General features: G+C 64.7%; 15 protein-coding genes. 11 read left to right on the plus strand and 4 right to left on the minus strand.

Features of this window, described 5'->3' with window-relative positions; all coding sequences use genetic code 11:
- Positions 1-92: 92 nt before the first annotated feature.
- The 6 genes from dnaJ (at position 93) to BN1143_RS15185 (ending at position 7,961) form a co-directional block, all read left to right on the plus strand.
- Positions 93-1,235, plus strand: coding sequence for a molecular chaperone DnaJ (dnaJ, locus tag BN1143_RS15160; RefSeq protein ID WP_042051211.1), 1,143 nt, complete (start codon positions 93-95; stop codon positions 1,233-1,235).
- A 264-nt stretch (positions 1,236-1,499) separates the two neighbouring features.
- Entirely contained in the window at positions 1,500-2,990 is a 1,491-nt protein-coding gene (locus BN1143_RS15165) for a carbohydrate porin (RefSeq protein ID WP_082038574.1), read from the plus strand.
- Positions 2,991-3,105: 115 nt separating this feature from the next.
- Positions 3,106-4,062, plus strand: a complete 957-nt coding sequence (locus BN1143_RS15170; protein WP_082038575.1) for an aminoimidazole riboside kinase — start codon at positions 3,106-3,108, stop codon at positions 4,060-4,062.
- A gap of 81 nt (positions 4,063-4,143) precedes the next feature.
- Positions 4,144-5,508: a sucrose-specific PTS transporter subunit IIBC gene (locus tag BN1143_RS15175; protein ID WP_042051214.1), complete on the plus strand. Its 1,365-nt coding sequence runs from the start codon at positions 4,144-4,146 to the stop codon at positions 5,506-5,508.
- A complete protein-coding gene (locus BN1143_RS15180) occupies positions 5,508-6,923 on the plus strand; it encodes a glycoside hydrolase family 32 protein (RefSeq protein ID WP_042051216.1) in 1,416 nt (471 codons plus the stop codon). The genes BN1143_RS15175 and BN1143_RS15180 overlap by 1 nt, the downstream gene beginning before the upstream one ends.
- Positions 6,924-6,950: 27 nt before the next feature.
- The gene (locus BN1143_RS15185; RefSeq protein WP_042051217.1) at positions 6,951-7,961 is read left to right on the plus strand and encodes a substrate-binding domain-containing protein; all 1,011 of its coding nucleotides are present in this window, start codon (positions 6,951-6,953) and stop codon (positions 7,959-7,961) included.
- A gap of 61 nt (positions 7,962-8,022) precedes the next feature.
- Here the strand turns inward: BN1143_RS15185 and BN1143_RS15190 are convergent, their stop codons facing one another.
- The 3 genes from BN1143_RS15190 to BN1143_RS15200 form a co-directional block, all read right to left on the minus strand.
- On the minus strand, positions 8,023-8,751 hold the full coding sequence (locus BN1143_RS15190) for an MgtC/SapB family protein (protein WP_005302996.1): 729 nt from the start codon (positions 8,749-8,751) through the stop codon (positions 8,023-8,025).
- Between the two features lie 186 nt (positions 8,752-8,937).
- Positions 8,938-9,312, minus strand: a complete 375-nt coding sequence (locus BN1143_RS15195; protein ID WP_005302994.1) for a hypothetical protein — start codon at positions 9,310-9,312, stop codon at positions 8,938-8,940.
- A 425-nt stretch (positions 9,313-9,737) separates the two neighbouring features.
- Positions 9,738-9,923: a YgaP family membrane protein gene (locus BN1143_RS15200; protein WP_025201393.1), complete on the minus strand. Its 186-nt coding sequence runs from the start codon at positions 9,921-9,923 to the stop codon at positions 9,738-9,740.
- Between the two features lie 88 nt (positions 9,924-10,011).
- Between BN1143_RS15200 and BN1143_RS15205 the strand changes: the two genes are divergently transcribed.
- The 5 genes from BN1143_RS15205 to BN1143_RS15225 are packed head-to-tail and all read left to right on the plus strand — an operon-like array spanning position 10,012 to position 15,462.
- Entirely contained in the window at positions 10,012-10,326 is a 315-nt protein-coding gene (locus tag BN1143_RS15205; protein WP_010633372.1) for an ArsR/SmtB family transcription factor, read from the plus strand.
- Entirely contained in the window at positions 10,326-10,739 is a 414-nt protein-coding gene (locus BN1143_RS15210; protein WP_042051218.1) for a YeeE/YedE family protein, read from the plus strand. Before BN1143_RS15205 ends, BN1143_RS15210 begins: the two co-directional genes overlap by 1 nt.
- A gap of 12 nt (positions 10,740-10,751) precedes the next feature.
- Positions 10,752-11,198 carry a YeeE/YedE family protein gene (locus BN1143_RS15215; RefSeq protein ID WP_042051219.1) on the plus strand — a complete coding sequence of 149 codons (447 nt, stop codon included), beginning with the start codon at positions 10,752-10,754 and terminating at the stop codon, positions 11,196-11,198.
- A 36-nt stretch (positions 11,199-11,234) separates the two neighbouring features.
- Complete coding sequence (locus BN1143_RS15220) at positions 11,235-12,284, plus strand: efflux RND transporter periplasmic adaptor subunit (RefSeq protein WP_042051220.1); 1,050 nt, start codon at positions 11,235-11,237, stop codon at positions 12,282-12,284.
- Positions 12,277-15,462, plus strand: a complete 3,186-nt coding sequence (locus BN1143_RS15225; protein ID WP_042051221.1) for an efflux RND transporter permease subunit — start codon at positions 12,277-12,279, stop codon at positions 15,460-15,462. The genes BN1143_RS15220 and BN1143_RS15225 overlap by 8 nt, the downstream gene beginning before the upstream one ends.
- 69 nt (positions 15,463-15,531) lie before the next feature.
- Here the strand turns inward: BN1143_RS15225 and BN1143_RS15230 are convergent, their stop codons facing one another.
- Complete coding sequence (locus BN1143_RS15230) at positions 15,532-17,967, minus strand: diguanylate cyclase domain-containing protein (RefSeq protein WP_025201398.1); 2,436 nt, start codon at positions 17,965-17,967, stop codon at positions 15,532-15,534.
- Between the last annotated feature and the right edge of the window lie 338 nt (positions 17,968-18,305).

Raw genomic sequence — 18,305 nt, forward strand, 5'->3', positions numbered from 1 at the left:
CCGCTTCGCCCATCGGCTTGATTCTATGAATTTACGGGCGTTGGGTAACCAACGCCCGTCTGCGTAACTGCTGATATAGCAATAGGATAAGTATGTCGAAGCGCGATTTCTACGAAGTGCTGGGGGTATCGAAAGATGCCGACGAGCGCGAGATCAAGAAGGCGTACAAGCGTCTGGCCATGAAGTATCACCCTGACCGCAATCAGGGGGATGCCGGTGCCGAAGATAAGTTCAAAGAGGTCAAGGAAGCTTACGAGATCCTGACCGATGCCAACCTGCGTGCCCGCTATGACCAGTACGGCCACGCCGGCGTGGATCAGAGCCAGGGTGGCGGTGGCCACGGCGGCTTTGGCGGTGGCGCCGATTTCGGCGACATCTTCGGCGACGTGTTTGGCGATATTTTCGGTGGCAGCCGTGGTGGTGGCCGTCGCGGTCCGGCCCGTGGCTCCGACCTGCGCTACACCATGGAGCTGACCCTGGAAGAGGCGGTGCGCGGGGTCTCCAAGGAGATCAAGGTACCGACTCTGGTCCACTGCGAAGTGTGCAACGGCTCCGGTGCTCACACCGGCAGCTCTGCCCAGACCTGCCCGACCTGCCACGGCTCCGGCCAGGTGCAGATGCGTCAGGGCTTCTTTGCAGTGCAGCAACCCTGCCCCCATTGTCATGGTCGCGGCAAGATCATCAAGGATCCGTGCCGCAAGTGCCACGGCGAAGGACGCTACCAGAAGACCAAGACCCTGTCGGTCAAGATCCCGGCTGGCGTCGACACTGGCGATCGCATCCGTCTCTCCGGCGAAGGGGAAGCGGGGGAGGCCGGCGCACCGGCGGGCGATCTGTACGTACAGGTGCACGTCAAGGAGCACGAGATCTTCGTGCGTGACGGCAACAACCTCTACTGCGAAGTGCCCATCAGCTTTACCGCGGCAGCCCTGGGTGGCGAGATCGAAGTGCCGACCCTGGATGGCCGGGTCAAGCTCAAGGTCACTCCTGAGACCCAGACCGGCAAGATGTTCCGCATGCGGGGCAAGGGCGTCAAGTCCGTGCGCTCCGGCCAGGTGGGGGATCTGATGTGCAAGGTGGTGGTGGAGACCCCGGTCAAGCTGACCGAGCAGCAAAAAGAGCTGCTGCGCCAGCTAGATGAATCCTTCAGCGGTGCTGCCGCCAAGACCCACAAGCCGAAATCGGAAGGCTTCTTCGAAGGGGTGAAACGCTTCTTCGACGATCTGACCAGCTGATCTTCGCGACCCTGATATCAAGAGCCGGCCCTGTGCCGGCTCTTTTTTTGCCCCAGCTTTAGCAAGGTCCCACGCTTATTGAGTGGATCCCGATGAGGGATCTTCCTCACAACTTCCGCCAATTCCTGCTGTACGAATGTTATCCCGCTCACACTTGAGCTGAAACGGTTTAGCTGGTGTATTGAGTTAGCTAAATTGGTTTAGCTATGCTCTTGTCGTCGATAACAACAGGCCCGACCGGGCAACAGATGACAGGTGAGGACGATGACGATGTGCAAGCACAAGTTGGCGCTGGCGGTAGCGCTGGGATTGGGGATGAGCAGCCCGCTGTGGGCGGCGGATGGCGGTATCGAGGCCCGTCTGGCGGCGCTGGAGGCGCGGGTGCAGGCGGCCGAGGCACGCGCCACCGCGGCAGAAGCGCGTGCCGACGAGGCCCAGAGCAAGGCAAACGAAGCCCGCGAGACGGCCGTGGTGGCCAAGGCCCAGAGCGAGAAGGTGGACAAGCAGACCGCCGGGGCCCAGGGCTTCGAGTTCCACGGCTATGCCCGCTCGGGCCTGCTGGTCAACGGCAATGGCAACGGCGGTCGCGGCGGCCCCTACATCACCCCGGCCGGCTCGGTGGGTGGCGCCGTGGGTCGCCTTGGCAACGAGGATGACACCTACATGGAGGCCAACCTGCTGAAGACCCAGACCTTCGCCGATGGCAGCTGGGCCCGCTACAAGTTGATGCTGGCGGACGGGGTGGAGACCAGCAACGACTGGACCGCTAGCGATTCCAGCCTCAACACCCGCCAGGTGTTTGCCGAGATAGGCGATCTGGCGAGCTTCGACGGTCCCTTCAAGCATGCAGTGCTGTGGGCGGGCAAGCGCTTTGACCGGGACAACTTCGATATCCACTGGCTCGACTCGGACGTGGTGTTCCTGGCCGGCACTGGCGGCGGCGTCTACGACGTGCAGCTGGCCGACAGCTGGAAGGCGAACTTCTCCCTCTACGGACGCGACTACGGCGACATCAGCGCGAGCGGCCTCTCCGACATCGAGAGCTACATCCTCACCATGAACAACCGGGTCGGCAACTGGCAGTGGATGGTGAACGGCCTTTCGGCCAAGGACAACGAGGCGCGCATCAACGACGGCGGCGCCGGCAGCGAGGCGGCGAACAAGGGGGCGCACACCCTGCTGGCCTACCACGCCGACAGCTTCTTTGGCATCAACCCAGGCTTCTCCAAGGCGGCCGTGCTGTATGGCCACGGCCTGGGTGCCGAACTCAAGGGGCTGGGTTCCGACAGCGAGCTGCTGGCGGACGCCGATGCGGTGCGAGTCGCCGTGTTTGGCGCCACCGATCTCGCGCCCCGCTGGCGTATCGCCCCGGCCCTGCTGGCCGAGCAAAGCAAGGATCGTTACGTGAAGGGGGACGAGTACCGCTGGGTGACCCTCAATGGCCGGCTGGCCCAGGTGCTGAGCCAGAACGTCGAGCTGGTCTACGAGGCCACCTGGCAGTACATGGATCTCGATCCCAAGGGCTACAAGGGGCGTCAGGCGGTGAGTGGCGACTTCACCAAGCTCACCTTCGCCCCCACCTTCAAGGCGCAGACCGCCGGCTTCTTCGAGCGGCCCGAGTTGCGGGTATTCGCCACCTGGATGGACTGGTCCTCCGAGCTCGACCACTACGCCAGCACCGATGCCATGGGCCAGAGCAACTTCACCGCCGGGGGCGAGTGGAACTTTGGCGTGCAGATGGAAACCTGGTTCTAGTTCGTTATCCCGATCACAAAAATGGCAGCCGGCGGCGGGATCTGTTGGTTGGCTAAAACGGTTTAGCTGATAATGCCAACCAACAAAACAGAGTCCGGGTTTGACTGTCGATCCGATGCAGCAGTGGAGTAGCAAGGTGACGAATCGTGTGTGGGTAATGGGGGATGCGGTGGTGGACTTGATCCCGGAAGGGGGGCAGCACTACCTCAGGTGTCCGGGGGGCGCGCCGGCCAACGTGGCGGTCGGGGTGGCCCGGCTTGGCGGAGAGTCGGCCTTTATCGGCCGGGTCGGCGCGGATCCCTTCGGCCGCTTTATGGCCGACACCCTGGCCAGCGAAGGGGTCGACACCCGTCACTTGATCCTGGATCCGGCCCATAGTACCAGCACGGTGTTGGTGGAGCTCGATGAGGCAGGGGAGCGCAGCTTCACCTTTATGGTGAGGCCCAGCGCGGATCAGTTCCTGACCCCCACGGATCTGCCGGTCTTCCAGGCCGGGCAGTGGCTGCTGACCTGCTCCATCGCGCTCGCCAACGAGCCGGTACGCAGCAGCTGCCTGCAAGCCATGGCGACCATCAAGGCGGCAGGGGGGCGGGTCTGCTTCGACCCCAATCTGAGGCCCGAGGTGTGGGGCAACCCCGCCGAGATGCTGCCCGTGGTGCGCGAGGCCATTGCGCAGGCGGACGTGGTCAAGCTCTCGCTGGAGGAGCTGCAACTGCTAAGCGGTCTGGACGATCTGGCTGCGGGGCTCGCCACCATTTCAGGCCCGACCCTGGTGCTGGTGACCCGGGGGGCGGCCGGCGTGGTGGTTCGCCTCGGCGGCGAGCTGCTGGAGTGGGTGGGGCTCAAAGTGGTGTCAATCGACACCACTGGGGCGGGGGATGCCTTCGTTGCCGGTTTGCTGGCGGCCTTGGCCGAACGGACCTCGCTGCCCGTTCTGGATGAGCTGCCTGCCATCCTGGCCCGGGCCCACGGCTGCGGGGCGCTGGCTACCACCGCCAAGGGGGCGATGACGGCGCTGCCGAGTCGCATCGAACTGGATGCCTTTTTGCGATCGGGTGCAAGCGGCTGTTGATCCGCGGCTAGAAGCCCGGGTCGACAGACCCTACTCTCATGTGACATGGGCCTGCCGACGGCGGGCCATAAGAGGAAGAATATGAATATCAGTGCGATAGCCAAGGATCTTGTGTCCCTGCTCGGGGGCAAGGAGAACATCGTCAGCGCCGCCCACTGCGCCACCCGGCTGCGGCTGGTGCTGGCGGACGACAGCAAGGTGAACAAGGCCGCCATCGACAAGCTGGACGGGGTCAAGGGGTGCTTCAGCAACGCCGGCCAGATCCAGGTGATCTTCGGTACCGGCCTGGTCAACAAGGTCCATGCGGAGTTCGTGGCCCTGACCGGTGCCGGCACCGCCAGCAAGGCGGAGCTGACCGACCTGGCGACGGCCAAGCTCAACGTGGCCCAGCGCCTGGCACGGACCCTCTCCAACATCTTCGTGCCCATCATTCCGGCCATCGTCGCCTCCGGCCTGCTGATGGGGCTGCTCGGCATGGTGCGCACCTATGGCTGGGTCAACGCCGACAGCGCGCTGTTCATCATGCTGGACATGTTCAGCTCGGCGGCCTTTGTCATCCTGCCGATCCTCATCGGCTTCACCGCGGCGCGCGAATTCGGCGGCAACCCCTATCTGGGGGCGACCCTCGGCGGCATTCTCACCCACCCGGCCCTGACCAACGCCTGGGGCGTGGCGGGGGGCTTCAAGACCATGGACTTCTTCGGGCTCGATGTCGCCATGATCGGCTATCAGGGCACCGTCTTCCCGGTGCTCTTGGCGGTCTGGTTCATGTCCCACCTGGAGAAGCAGCTGAGAAGGCGCGTCCCCGACGCCCTGGATCTCATCCTCACGCCGTTCCTGACCGTCATCATCACCGGCTTCGTGGCGCTGCTCTTCATCGGCCCCGCCGGGCGGGTGCTGGGGGATGGCATCTCGTTCGGCCTGAGCGCCCTCTATGAGCAGGCGGGCTGGCTGGCGGGCCTGGTGTTTGGCGGCACTTATTCGCTTATCGTCATCACCGGCATCCACCACAGCTTCCACGCCATCGAGGCGGGCCTGCTGGCGAACCCGGCCATCGGCGTCAACTTCCTGCTGCCCATCTGGGCCATGGCGAACGTGGCCCAGGGCGGCGCCTGTCTCGCGGTCTACTTCAAGACCCGCGACGTGAAGATCAAGGCCATCACGGTGCCGGCGGCCATGTCCTGCCTGCTCGGCATCACGGAGGCGGCCATCTTCGGCGTCAACCTGCGCTACATCAAGCCCTTCCTGGCCGGCCTGTTCGGCGGAGCCTGCGGCGGCGCCTACGTGGTGGCGGCCAAGGTGGGCATGACGGCGGTCGGCCTGACCGGCATTCCGGGCATGGCCATCGTCCAGCCCATGAGCCTCATCCACTACGTCATCGGCCTGGTGATCGCCTTTGGTGCAGCCTTCGTCGCCTCCTACCTGCTCAAGTACAAGGTGGAGTGATGAAGGAAAGCCATCTCCTCAAACAGATTGTCCGGTCCCTGCTGGCCGGACAGCTCAAGGCGGCGGCCGATCCCCATCGGCCCCACTGGCACCTGGCAGCCCCGGTGGGGCTGCTCAACGACCCCAACGGCTTTATCGAGCACGGCGGGCGTTATCACCTCTTCTACCAGTGGAACCCGCTGGGCTGCGCACACGCCAACAAAGGCTGGGGTCACGTCACCTCCAGCGATCTGCTGCACTGGCAGCACGAGCCGCCGGCCCTGTTGCCCATCGAGCCCTACGAGCAGAGCGGCTGCTACTCCGGCTCGGCGGTGAGCGACGAGCAGGGGCGCCTGACTCTCATCTACACCGGCAACGTCAAGTACCCGGACGGCAGCCGCACCGCCTACCAGTGCCTGGCCCGCGCCGACGGCATGGGGGGCTTTGCGAAGCTGGGGCCCGTGCTGGACCTGCCCGAAGGCTACAGCGGCCACGTGCGCGACCCCAAGGTGTGGCACGACGGCCGGCAGTGGCTGATGGTGCTGGGGGCCCGCACCCTGGATGACAAGGGGGAAGTGCTGCTCTATCGCGGCGACGCGCTGGATGGTTGGACGCTGGTCGGCCCCATCGCCGGCAGCGGGCGCGGTGGGCTTGGGGAGTTTGGCTATATGTGGGAGTGTCCGGATCTGTTTGCACTGGGGGCTCGCCATGTGCTGATCAGCTGTCCCCAGGGCATAGCGCCACAAGGAGAGGATTATCACAACCTCTACCAGTGCGGCTGGCTGGCGGGCGACTTCGACGGCGAGCACTTCGCGCACGGGGCCTTCCACGAGCTGGACCGGGGCTTCGAGTTCTATGCCCCCCAGACCACCCAGGATAGTCAGGGGCGGCGCTTGCTGTTCGGCTGGCTGGGACTGCCCGAAGAGAACGAGATGAGCCAGCCGACCGTCGTGTATGGCTGGATCCACCAGATGAGCTGCCCGCGGGAGCTGTTCTGGCAGGACGACTGGCTCTGTCAGCGGCCGGTGGCGGAGATAGAGACGCTGAAGGGGGTGCCGACCCGCTTCAAGGGGAGGCCGGGCGAGCTGCCTGCCCTGGCCATTGACTCGGCCTGGCTCGATCTGGCTCTGTGCGGTGAGGGGAGCCTCGGGTTCGGCGCCGTGGCCGAGCTGGTGTGGCAGCCGGGGCGCCTTGTCCTGCGCCGGCAGAACTGGCAGAGCGGGGAGTGGGAGGAGCGAGGCTGCCCCTGGCTTGGGGGGAGCATCACCGTCTTGTGCGACAGCTCCAGCCTGGAGTGTTTCGTGGATGGCGGTCGCCAGACCCTGTCTACCCGCTACTTCCCCGGTGAAAACCCAGTACTTTCCGCACGTTGTGACGATGATGACAGCAAAATTTGCCTCGATCACTGGCCGCTGGCGGCCTGCCTTGTACAATAGCCCGGTGTCAGTTTGCCGGGAGGTCAGGTGGAGAAGAAGAAACGGATCACGATTGCCCAGATAGCCACGCTCGCGGGGGTCTCCAAGGCCACCGCCAGCCTGGTGCTCAACGGCAAGAGTGCGGAGTACCGCATCGCCGACGACACCCGCAAGCGGATCCAGGCGGTGGCGGACGAGTGCCACTACCAGCCGAGCATCCATGCCCGCTCCCTGCGGGCGGTGCGCAGCTACACCTGGGGACTGGTGATCCCCGACCTCACCAACTTCGGTTTCGCCAGCACTGCCCGCGCCCTTGAGGCCCACTGCCGGGAGGCGGGGATCCAGCTGCTCATCGCCTGCTCCGAGGATGACCCCACCCTGGAGCAGCGGGTGGTGGACAACCTCATCAGCCGCCAGGTGGACGGCCTCATCGTCGCCTCCAGCGGCCACAGCGACGACATCTATGCCCGCATCCACGATCGCCTGCCGGTGGTGCAGCTCGACCGCCACATCGGCGAGTCGCGCCTGCCCATGGTGATCTCGGATGCCTGCAAGGCCACCGCCGAGCTGGTACAGGACATGGCAGCCGGCTGCGGGGAGGAGATCTACTACTTCGGCGGCTTGCTGGATCTCTCCCCCAGCCGCCACCGGCTGGCGGGCTACGAACTGGGGTTGCACCGCGCCGGGCTGGAGGCCACATCAGACCGGGTCCGTCACCGCGACTACCAGCCAAGCTCGGGCTATCAGCTGATGGCCGAGCTGGTGGACGAGCTCGGGACGCCACCGAAGGGGCTCTTCACCGCCTCTTTCACCCTGCTCGAAGGGGTGCTGCGCTACCTCAACGAGGCGGGGCTGATGGAGACGGGGATGCGGCTGTGCACCTTCGACGACCACGACCTGCTCGACTGCATCCCCATGCGCATCGATTCCGTGGCGCAGGATTGCCCGGCCCTGGCCCGCGCCGCCTTCGAGCTGATGCAACAGCTTATCGCGGGCAATCCCCCCACCCAGACCGCCCAAGTCATCCCCCCCAGGGTGCGCTGGCGCAGCCGCCGCTAACCCGAAAAGATGAAAAAGCCCCGCCAGTGCGGGGCTTTTTGCTGTGGGGCGAGGGCTCGCCTCAATCCGTGGTACTGGCGCGCCAGAACACCTGCTTGATGTGAGGGTGGATGCCGAGTTTCACCATCAGGGCGTCGAGCTCGTCGCCATCGATGGAGGTGGCCAGCAGCACCGCGGATATCTCCAGATCCCGCTCGCCGAAGGGCTCGATGTCGAGCTCGCTCAGCGGGTAGTTGGCCTGCTCCAGCATCTCTTCCAGCCAGTGCAGCACCTCTTTCTGGTATTCGCGCTGGGTGAGGGCGGTCACCCGATAGGTCACCTCGGTGTCTGTGTTGTCCACCGGACGGCGGTTGATCTGGTTCACCAGCGGGCGCAGCAGGGTGTTGGCAGCCAGCACGAACAGGGCGCCGAGGATCGCCTCCATGGCCAGCCCGGCCCCGCTGGCGGCACCGACCGCCGCTACTCCCCACAGGGTGGCGGCGGTGTTGATGCCGCGGATGTTGCCGGATTCGCGCATGATGACGCCGGCGCCGAGAAAACCGATGCCGGAGACGATGTAGGCCACCACGTGCACCACCCCGTAGGTGCCGCCGTGCAGGTCATAGATGCGCTGGGCCAGGTTGACGAACAGGGCCGCGCCCACCGCCACCAGCACATTGGTGCGCAGGCCCGCGGTACGCTGGCGGTACTGACGCTCCAGCCCCACCAGACTGCCGAGCACGAAGGCGAGCAGCAGGCTGGCCAGGGTGTCGAGCAGGGAAATCATGTCCAATTGTTGCCACATTCTCATGGCGTACTCCTTCTGTTGCAGATGGCCTTCCTGAAGGCGGTCGAGGATTCCCTTGCCTGATCCCCGTGCGTGAAGGCCATCACCTCATCGAAAAAACGCACGGAAAGCCCGGCCATGCTGGATGGCGGGCTGGGCTGCGAAACGGATTGAAAGGGGCCAGCGTGGCTGGCCCCGGTTATGGCTTGCTCAATTGAGCGCCGGTTCAGGGTCGCGGCGCGGATGCAACTCCCAGCGGACCGGGTGATGTACCCCCACCTGGTGCACGAACTGCACCAGATAGCGCCGCTGGGGCGGGGTGCAGTGCAGATTGAGCACCAGCTCCCGCCCGCCGCTGCGACCGGGTCGCAGGGACTGCAAGGGGTGCAGGCCCGCCGGTTGCAGGGTGTGGTTCACCAGATCCAGCACCTGCTCCATGTCGGCCCGATCCTCGCAACGGATCTGCAACCGGTAGTGGTGTTGGCGCTCCTTGCCACGCAGCCAGAGCGGCAACAGGCCGCGACCCAGTCTGCTCAGCAGGGGGTGAGTCCGGTTGGTTACGGACAGGGTTGAAATAAAACGCATAGCAGCCTCCTTGTGGGAAGCAGAAACTATGCAGGCATGGCGGCCATGGCTTTTGGCCAATGGTCACCAGACGTCAAGTGTAAAAAGAGAAGAGGGGAGTGGATTTCCGCTTCTCGCAGGGCTGCGAGCATGCGGCAGAGGATGACCTGCGGCTAGCTCGCGACCTGGGTACCGACGACGAGGGTCGGTCTACAACTGTCACTTGATGAGTTGCCCACTGATGGTCTCCGCTGTTGATGGACGGCCTGATGGTACTCATCCAGAGCGGTGGGGTAAAGCCTCATCGCCCATTTAGCAACATTTAGATACAAGTTCGTCAATAGTCGGGGTCGGCTGGCTACCTTCATGGCCATAGGAGGGCGGCGAGATGCCCCGCCCCCTCATCCCGCCCCAGATGGCAGGTTTTTCTCTACCTTGGCGCGCTGCTATTTCAACCCCAGCCGTTTGAGGAGCATTGCGGCCGGGCAGAAGCCGGTGAAGGCGCTCTGGATCAGGTTGACCCCGACAAAGACGCTCAGCCAGACAAAGCCCGGGTGAACCCAGGCGGTGAGCAGCAGCGACAGCAACAGCATGCAGCCCGCGACCACTCTTACTCCGTTTTCTACTGTCATGACCTTCTCCTTAGTTAATTTAGATATTGCTAATTTAGTGTCACTTTATACAATAGAACCAAATATCAGCAATTGCTAATTTACTCCCATGAGCCAATTCGACGAGATGAACAGACACGCGACGGCCGCCGCCTCCCTGCTCAAGGCGCTGGCTCATCCCGAACGCTTGATGGTGCTCTGTCAGCTGGTGGAGGGGGAGAAGGGAGTCGGGGAGCTGCTGGCCCGCAGCCAGCTCGGCCAGTCGGCCTTCTCCCAGCAACTGTCGGTATTGAAGCGCCAGGGTCTTGTCCGCTCGCGCAAGGTCTCCCAGCAGATCTACTACTCGCTGGTGAGCGAGGCGGCCGCCGATGTGCTGGCGGCGTTGCAAACCCATTTTTGTCACTCAGAAAATAAGGAATCTTGATGATGGAAAGCCAATGGCTGCTCTCCCTGGGGGGAGGCATGCTGGTGGGGCTCGCGGCCCTGATCCTGATGCTGTGCAACGGCCGGGTGGCCGGGATCAGCGGCATCCTGGCCGGTGCGCTGCAACACAGAACGCCGTGGCGACTGCTCTTCCTGCTGGGGTTGGGAGCGGGAGCCTGGCTGGCACTGACGCTGGGTTGGGCCAGCATGCCTGCATTCACCGCGCTGCCCGCCTGGCCGCTGGTGCTGCTGGCTGGTCTGCTGGTGGGCATCGGCACGCGTTTTGGCAATGGCTGCACCAGCGGCCACGGCATCTGCGGCATGGGGCGGCTCTCCGTGCGCTCCATAGTGGCGACCCTCACCTTCATGGCAACCGGTGTGCTGACCGTGTTTCTGACTCATCATCTCTTCTAGGAGGCTATTGCGATGACCTTGTTGACAAGTCTGCTCGCCGGTTTGCTGTTTGGTCTGGGTCTGGCCATCTCAGGCATGATAGACCCCGCCCGGGTCACCGGTTTTCTCGATCTGGCCGGCGCCTGGGATCCCAGCCTGGGGTTCGTGATGGGGGGCGCCCTGCTGGTCTTCATGCCGGGTTATTTCTTGCTGGTGAAGCCGCGGCGCCTGAGCCTGCTGGGAGAGCCCATGGCTGTGGTGCCAGCCCCCAAGCTGGATCGCCGCCTCATCGGGGGAGCTGCCCTGTTCGGCATAGGTTGGGGATTGGTGGGGATCTGCCCTGGGCCTGCCTTGAGTCTCATTTCCAGTGGCCAGCCCATGATATTGTTGTTCGTAGCCGCCATGGTGGCCGGGATCTTGCTGGTTGATCGGGTCCTGGTGAAGGTGCGGGAGAAGCGCTGCCACGCCCGCTCCGCCTGAATGGATTGCCCCCGCTGCCGGGGAAGGAGAACTATCATGGAACCGATCCGCTTGCCGGGAGCCATTCTGCTGGCCGTGACATCTGCGCTTGTCTCTCCCATGACGCTGTCGACGGCATGGTCTGCCGAGACGAATGGCGAGGCGGCCCTGACTCTGGCTCCCCGTCAGGTGACTGACTGGCTCACTCTGGATGGCACCGTCAGTGCCATCCATCAGGGGACGGTAGCGGCCCAGACTGGCGGTCGGGTCTCCCGCATGCTGGTGGATGTGAACGATGAGGTGGTGGCCGGGCAACCCCTGCTCGAGATCAGCGGCAAGGAGCAGTTTGCCGCCGTGACCGGCGCCGAGGCGCGATTGGCCCGGGCCCAGGCCCAGCAGGTGGAAGCCGAGCGCCAGCTCGCCCGCTTCCAGGCGTTGATTGCCAAGGGGGTGATCACCCGTGCCCAGCTCGACAGCGCCCTGGCGAGCGACAGATCTGCCCGCGCCGAGGTGAACGCCGCCGAGGCCGCCCTCACTCAGGCTCGGGAGGCCTACGGCTATACCCGCATCCTCGCCCCCTACGCCGGGGTGGTCACCAAGCGGCTGGTGGAGCTGGGGGAGACGGTGGCCCCCGGCACCCCGCTGCTCTCGGGCTTCTCCCTCGATGCCCTGCGGGTAGAGGTGGAGCTGCCCCAGTCCGCGCTGGCCCTCGCCGGCCAGCCGTCGGATGCGCAGGTGTTGCTGCCGGATGGCAAGGCTGTTGCCCCCCTCAAACTGACCCGCTTCAACTATGCCGACAGCCAGAGCCACGCCTTTCGGCTGCGCCTCGATCTGCCGCCGAGCACGGCGGGGGTGCTGCCCGGCATGTGGCTCAAGGTGCAGCTCAAACAGGGCGAACGTCAGCTGCTGCAGGTGCCGGAGCAGGCCCTGCTCAGGCAGGGTGAGTTCAGCGGTCTCTACCTGAAGGAAGGAGAGCGCTGGGTGCTGACGCCGGTGCGGGTCGGCCATTGCCAGGCTGGGCAGTGCGAGATCCTGGCGGGCGTCCAGAGCGGTGATCGGGTGGCTCCGGATGGCTGGGCGCGCCAGCAGGCGGTGGCCCATGAGTAACGACGCTCACGACAGCAAGAACAAACTGGGGCCGGCCGGCCGGTTGGCGGCCCTGTTTCAGGGCTCGGCCATCACCCCGCTGCTGGCGCTGGTGGGGCTCTTGCTCGGCCTGTTTGCGGTGCTGGTAACCCCCAAGGAGGAGGAGCCGCAGATCGATGTCACCTTCGCCGACGTCTATATCCCCTTCCCGGGCGCCAGCCCCGCCGAGGCGGAGTCCCTCGTCACCACTCCTGCCGAGCAGGTGGTCTCCCAGATAAAGGGTATTGATACCCTCTACTCCTTCTCTCGCCCTGACGGCGCCCTGCTGGTGGTGGTGTTCAAGGTGGGGGTGAGCCGCGAGCAGGCCATCGTGGATCTCAACAACCAGCTCGACTCGAACCGCGACTGGCTGCCCCAGGGGCTTGGCGTCGGCCAGCCACTGGTCAAACCCAAGGGGATCGACGATGTGCCCATCGTCAGCCTGACGCTCTGGAGCAAGCAGCTGGGGGCCGCCGAGCTGACCCGGGTTGCCCACGAGCTGGAGACCGAGCTCAAGCGATTGCCCGGCACCCGCGATATCTACAGCCTGGGCGGCCAGCGCGCCGTGCTGCGGGTGATGCCGGATCCGGCCGCCCTCAGCGCCCACGGCATCAGCTGGGGTGAGCTCAACCAGCGGCTCGCCGCCGCCAACCAGGCGGGCAACGAGCAGGCCGTGGTGCAGGACAATCGGGAGATCAAGGTGCAGGTGGGGCAGTTCCTGCAGAGCGAGCAGGAGGCCCGCGAGCTGGTGGTGGGCCTGCACGATGGCAAGCCGGTCTACCTCGGCGAGGTGGCCCAGGTGTCCCTTGGGGAGGAGACCCCGGTGCAGCGCAGTTGGATGGGGCAGGGGGAGCAGAGCTATCCGGCGGTGACCCTGGCCATCGGCAAGCAGCCGGGGCAGAACGCGGTGGAAGTGGCCAAGCGGGTGGAGGCCCGGGTCGAGAGTCTCAAGAACCGGCTCATCCCGGGCGGCGTCGAGGTGACGGTGACCCGTGACTATGGCGTCACCGCCGAGACCAAATCCAACACCCTCATCGGCAAGCTCATCTTCGCCACCACCGCAGTGGTGCTGCTGGTGCTGGTGAGCATGGGGTGGCGCGAGGCGCTGGTGGTGGGCATCGCCATCGTCATCACCCTGGCACTGACCCTCTTTGCCAGCTGGGCGTGGGGCTTTACCCTCAACCGGGTGTCCCTCTTTGCCCTTATCTTCTCCATCGGCATCCTGGTGGATGACGCCATCGTGGTGGTGGAGAACATCCACCGCCATCGCGGCCTGGGCAAGGGATCCCTCAGGGACCTTATTCCGGGGGCGGTGGACGAGGTAGGGGGGCCGACCATTCTCGCCACCCTGACCGTGATCGCGGCCCTGCTGCCGATGGCCTTTGTCAGCGGCCTGATGGGCCCCTACATGAGCCCCATTCCCATCAATGCCAGCATGGGGATGCTTATTTCCCTGCTGGTGGCCTTTATCTTCTCCCCCTGGCTGGCGGGCCATCTGCTCAAGAGCGAGGGGCATGTCGCCCACGGCGAGGCCAGGGCCGGCCTCTTTCACCGTCTGATGACCCCCTTTCTGATTGGCGCTGGCGCCAGGAGCGCGAGACGCAAGCTCTGGCTGGCCATCCTGCTGCTGGTGGCGGGCGCCGCCGCCATGCCCATGGTGCAGTGGGTGGTGCTCAAGATGCTCCCCTTCGACAACAAGTCGGAATTCCAGCTGGTGCTCGACATGCCGGAGGGGGCGACCCTGGAGCAGACCGAGCGCACCTTGCTGGCGGTGGGGCGGGAGCTTGCCAGGGTGCCCGAGGTGAAGGATTACCAGATCTACGCCGGCACCGCCGCCCCCATCAACTTCAACGGGTTGGTGCGCCACTACTTCATCCGCAGCGGCGCCAACGTGGGGGATATCCAGGTCAATCTGGTGAACAAGCATGAACGGGATCGCAGCAGCCACCAGATTGCCCAGTCGGTGCGGGCGCCGCTGCAGGCCATCGCATCCGCAGCCGGCGGCAACCTGAAAGTGGTGGAGGTGCCCCCCGGCCCGCCGGTCTGGTCACCCATCGTCGCCGAGGTGTATGGCCCCACGCCTGCTGCCCGTGAAGCGGCGGCGCGCGCCGTAGAGGCCCGCTTCGTGGCGACGGCGGATCTGGTGGATGTGGACATCTATTTGACCGACCCCCAGCCCAAGTGGCGGCTGGTGGTGGATCGCAGCAAGGCGGCCCGCTTCGGGGTCGATCTCGGCGATCTGGTGGCCACCCTCAATGGCGGCGTGGGCTATCAGGATGCCAGTTGGCTGCATGGTCAGGGCGCCAAGTACCCGGTACCGATCCGTGTCGAGCTCGCCCCCGGCGACAAGCGGGATCTGGCCGGCATCCTGGCGCTCAAGGTGCGCAGCCAGAGCGGCCAGCTCATCCGTGTCTCCGAGCTGGTGAGCCGCCGTGACGAGGTGGCGCCCAGCTACATCATGCACAAGAACATGCGGCCCATGGTGATGGTGGTGGCCGACATGGGGGGCCATGCCGACAGCCCGCTCTACGGCATGTTTGCCGCCGGAGCCGATATCACTCTGCCCCAGTATTACGTGCAGCAGCCGGATAAATTGGGGGAGGTGGCGCTGCTGTGGGACGGGGAGTGGAAGATCACCTATGAGACCTTCCGCGACATGGGCATTGCCTACGGAGTGGGGATGATCCTCATCTACCTGCTGGTGGTGGCCCAGTTCCGCTCCTATCTGGTGCCGCTTATCATCATGGCGCCCATCCCGCTCACCCTGATCGGGGTGATGCCGGGTCACGCCCTGCTGGGGGCCCAGTTCACCGCCACCTCGATGATCGGCATGATAGCGCTGGCCGGGATCATAGTGCGCAACAGCATACTGCTGGTGGATTTCATCGAGCAGCAGCGCAGCGCCGGTATGGCGTTCGAGCAGGCGGTGATCGGCGCCGCCCAGGTGCGGGCCAAGCCCATCCTGCTGACGGCGCTGGCGGCCATGATAGGAGCCCTGTTCATCCTCGATGACCCCATCTTCAACGGCCTGGCCATCAGCCTCATCTTCGGCATTCTGGTCTCCACCCTGCTCACCCTGGTGGTGATCCCGCTGCTCTACTACAGCCTGATGTCGCGCCGGGCGGAGGGGGGCACGGCAGATGTGCCGGGCGCACAATGACAGAAGGGCCACCCGGGTGGCCCTTCTCGTTTCACACGTTCAGGGAGGAGATATGCTGGCTGGCGGGGCTCAGCGCCCCTTCATCAGCGGGAAGTAGCGCCGGTCGGCCTGGCTCATGTGGCCGACCACCAGCTCCTGAATGATGAAGTTGAGCAACTCGTCGTTGCCAAGGGTGCCCGCCCTGGCGGCGGTCATCAGCTGGTCAGCCTTTTGCAGCAGCAGCTGGTGGTCTTGCTGGTGGCTGGTGAACTCGGGGTAACCCAGCTCGGCCAGCACCTGCTCTTCGAAGGTGAAGTGGTGGCGTGCCACGTCGAACAGATTCTCCATGCACTCCAGAAACAGGGCGGGGTGCTCCTGGTGATCCTTCATGTGCTCCAGCAGCCGGTTGGTCAGCACGAACAGCTGGCGATGCTCGGCATCGATGCGCGGGTGGCCGCACTCGTGGCTGCTCTGCCACACCAGCGAGCCCTGTTCCGGATCCAGTCCGGCGGTATAGAGGCAGACCCGGCCGCGCCCTCGTCCCTTGGCCTGATACATGGCCTGATCGGCGTGGTGCATCAGGGTCTTGGGGTCGGTGCCGTGCTCCGGGTAGAGGGCCACCCCTATGCTGCTGGAGATGCGCAGCTCCTGCTCCTCGTCGATGCGAAACGGGTGGCGCAGGCGCTGGTGCAGGTGGTCGGCCACCGTCAGCGCCTCGTCACCGGTATCGGGCAGCAGGATCACGAACTCGTCCCCACCCAGGCGGGCCACCAGGTCCCGCTCCCGCACGCAGTGGCGCATCCGCTCGGCCACCATGTTGAGCAGCACGTCACCTGTCTCGTGGCCGAAGGTGTCGTTGATCGGCTTGAAGTGGTCGAGATCGATGAACAGCAGGGCGAGCTGGGCCACCTTGCCCTCCATGACCTCCTTCAGCCGCTGCTGCAGCAGGCGGCGGTTGGGCAGGTTGGTGAGCGGGTCGTAGAAGGCGAGCCGGCGCATCATCTCCTCCCTGGCGGCCCGCTCGGTGATGTCGCGGGTGACCCCCAGGATCGCATCGGGTTGGCCCTGCTCGTTGCCATGCAGGGTGGTGATGGTCTCGGTGGCCACCAGATGTCCCTCCTTGTGACGCAGCTGGGTACGAATGACACAGCGGGTCTGCTCGTGATCGCCGCGCTGCCAGGCGGCGAGGGAGCCGCTCAGCTCGGCGCGCAGCTGCTTTCTGGATGTCTCCGGAATAAGCTGCCTGAGGGGGAGGGTGAGCACATCGGTGGGGTCGTAACCGCTGAGCGGCTGGATGGCGGGGCTGACATAGCGAAAGCGCAGGGTGGTGGTGTCCATGGTCCAGATGACGTCGGCACTGTTCTCCGCCACGAAGCGGTAGTGCTGCTCGCTCTGGGCCAGCTCGCGGGTCAGTCGCTGTCGGCCGCGCGCCTCCTGGCGCAGGCGCAGATAGAGGTAGCAGAAGATACCGAGCAGGGTCAGCAGGGAGAGGGTGATCAGCATGGCCACCGCCACGCTCTTGTCGAGCAGCTGGCGCTGCTGGCGGATCCGCTCCCGATCCGGGTTGTAGAGAAAGTGCTCCAGGTCGGGCAGGGCCGACAGCAGACCGGCATCGAGGTAGTTCCTGGCAATCTGCTGCCAGCGCTCCGGCTGCATGTAACCGGGCTCGACCAGGTCGGGCTGCATCAGCTCCCGGGTGGTGTCGGCCTCGAACTGCAGCAGATCACGGCCGGCGCCGCTCGGGTACTTGGTCACGATCCAGTCGATCATCTCGGCCGGGTTGTCCATGGCGTAGCGCCACCCCTTGAGGGTCGCCTGCTGGAAGGCATAGACCCGCTCCGGCCGGCTGTTCAGCTCGCGCTCCGAGGTGAACAGGTTGTCACCATAGAAGTCGAAGTCGATGCTGCGGGGGGAGAACACCCGGTAGGGGATGCCCATCTTGGCCAGATAGAAGGGCTCGGTGGTGCTGTAGGCGCTGATGGCATCCGTCTTGCCCGCCAGCAATGCCTTCAAGCCCTGCCGGTAGGGTTGCTTTATCCAGCTCTCCGGCGGCGTGTGGCGGTTGAGGTAGATCTGCAGCTCCTGGGAGCCGGGCTCCAGCATCAGCCGCTTGCCCGCCAGATCCGCCGGCTGGCGAATGTCGGGTCGCTCCAGGGTGAGCAGCACCAGTGGCGAGTGCTGCAACATGGAGGCCAGCACCACGATGGGCTGGCCGCTGGCGCGGGCCAGCAGCAGATCGCTGCCGCTGATCCCGAACTGGGCATTGCCCGACATCACCTCGTTGACCACATCGGTGCCGGTCATGGCGGGTCGCAGCGTGACATCCAGACCGGCGGCTCGATAGAAGCCCTTGGCCTGGGCCGCGTAATAGCCGGCAAACTGGAACTGGTGTTGCCAGGGCAACTGCACTGTCACCTTGTCAATCACCGCCTTCGACGGCGGTGAAAAAAAGGCGCAAAACATCGCCGAACCAAGCATTGGCAGGTACCAGAGCAGGCGATGAAGGGAGGAATTTACGACGCTCATACTCATTCCTCTCGGGAGACGATGGTCCGTCCTAGAGTCAAACAATTCCTTGTTGCCCGCAAGGGGGCGAAAGGGCGCTATAACAGGGGATGCGTAACAGAAAAAATGATTTCTGTGTCATTCATCACATTTGGCCTTCCTGCTCGTTATTTTTGGCAATTAAGCGAAGAATTACGGAGCCATATGACCTATAAAAATGGTCGCATTTTAGTCGTATTTGATTGTCGATTACCTCAATAAGCGCGAGTGTTTGGGCTCTTTTTAGCGCAATGCGTCAGTCTGTGTCGCCGTATCACGGGATACTTTCAACTTGCTGTCGAAATGTGTCGAAACTGCGA

Origin of the sequence: Aeromonas dhakensis, assembly GCF_000820305.1 — a bacterium.
Taxonomy (GTDB): domain Bacteria; phylum Pseudomonadota; class Gammaproteobacteria; order Enterobacterales; family Aeromonadaceae; genus Aeromonas; species Aeromonas dhakensis.

Coding starts and splice junctions, on each gene's coding strand:
- dnaJ (WP_042051211.1), top strand. CDS start 93: ATGTCGAAGCGCGATTTCTACGAAGTGCTGGGGGTATCGAAAGATGCC.
- BN1143_RS15165 (WP_082038574.1), top strand. CDS start 1,500: ATGACGATGTGCAAGCACAAGTTGGCGCTGGCGGTAGCGCTGGGATTG.
- BN1143_RS15170 (WP_082038575.1), top strand. CDS start 3,106: ATGCAGCAGTGGAGTAGCAAGGTGACGAATCGTGTGTGGGTAATGGGG.
- BN1143_RS15175 (WP_042051214.1), top strand. CDS start 4,144: ATGAATATCAGTGCGATAGCCAAGGATCTTGTGTCCCTGCTCGGGGGC.
- BN1143_RS15180 (WP_042051216.1), top strand. CDS start 5,508: ATGAAGGAAAGCCATCTCCTCAAACAGATTGTCCGGTCCCTGCTGGCC.
- BN1143_RS15190 (WP_005302996.1), bottom strand. CDS start 8,751: ATGAGAATGTGGCAACAATTGGACATGATTTCCCTGCTCGACACCCTG.
- BN1143_RS15195 (WP_005302994.1), bottom strand. CDS start 9,312: ATGCGTTTTATTTCAACCCTGTCCGTAACCAACCGGACTCACCCCCTG.
- BN1143_RS15200 (WP_025201393.1), bottom strand. CDS start 9,923: ATGACAGTAGAAAACGGAGTAAGAGTGGTCGCGGGCTGCATGCTGTTG.
- BN1143_RS15205 (WP_010633372.1), top strand. CDS start 10,012: ATGAGCCAATTCGACGAGATGAACAGACACGCGACGGCCGCCGCCTCC.
- BN1143_RS15210 (WP_042051218.1), top strand. CDS start 10,326: ATGATGGAAAGCCAATGGCTGCTCTCCCTGGGGGGAGGCATGCTGGTG.
- BN1143_RS15215 (WP_042051219.1), top strand. CDS start 10,752: ATGACCTTGTTGACAAGTCTGCTCGCCGGTTTGCTGTTTGGTCTGGGT.
- BN1143_RS15220 (WP_042051220.1), top strand. CDS start 11,235: ATGGAACCGATCCGCTTGCCGGGAGCCATTCTGCTGGCCGTGACATCT.
- BN1143_RS15225 (WP_042051221.1), top strand. CDS start 12,277: ATGAGTAACGACGCTCACGACAGCAAGAACAAACTGGGGCCGGCCGGC.
- BN1143_RS15230 (WP_025201398.1), bottom strand. CDS start 17,967: ATGAGCGTCGTAAATTCCTCCCTTCATCGCCTGCTCTGGTACCTGCCA.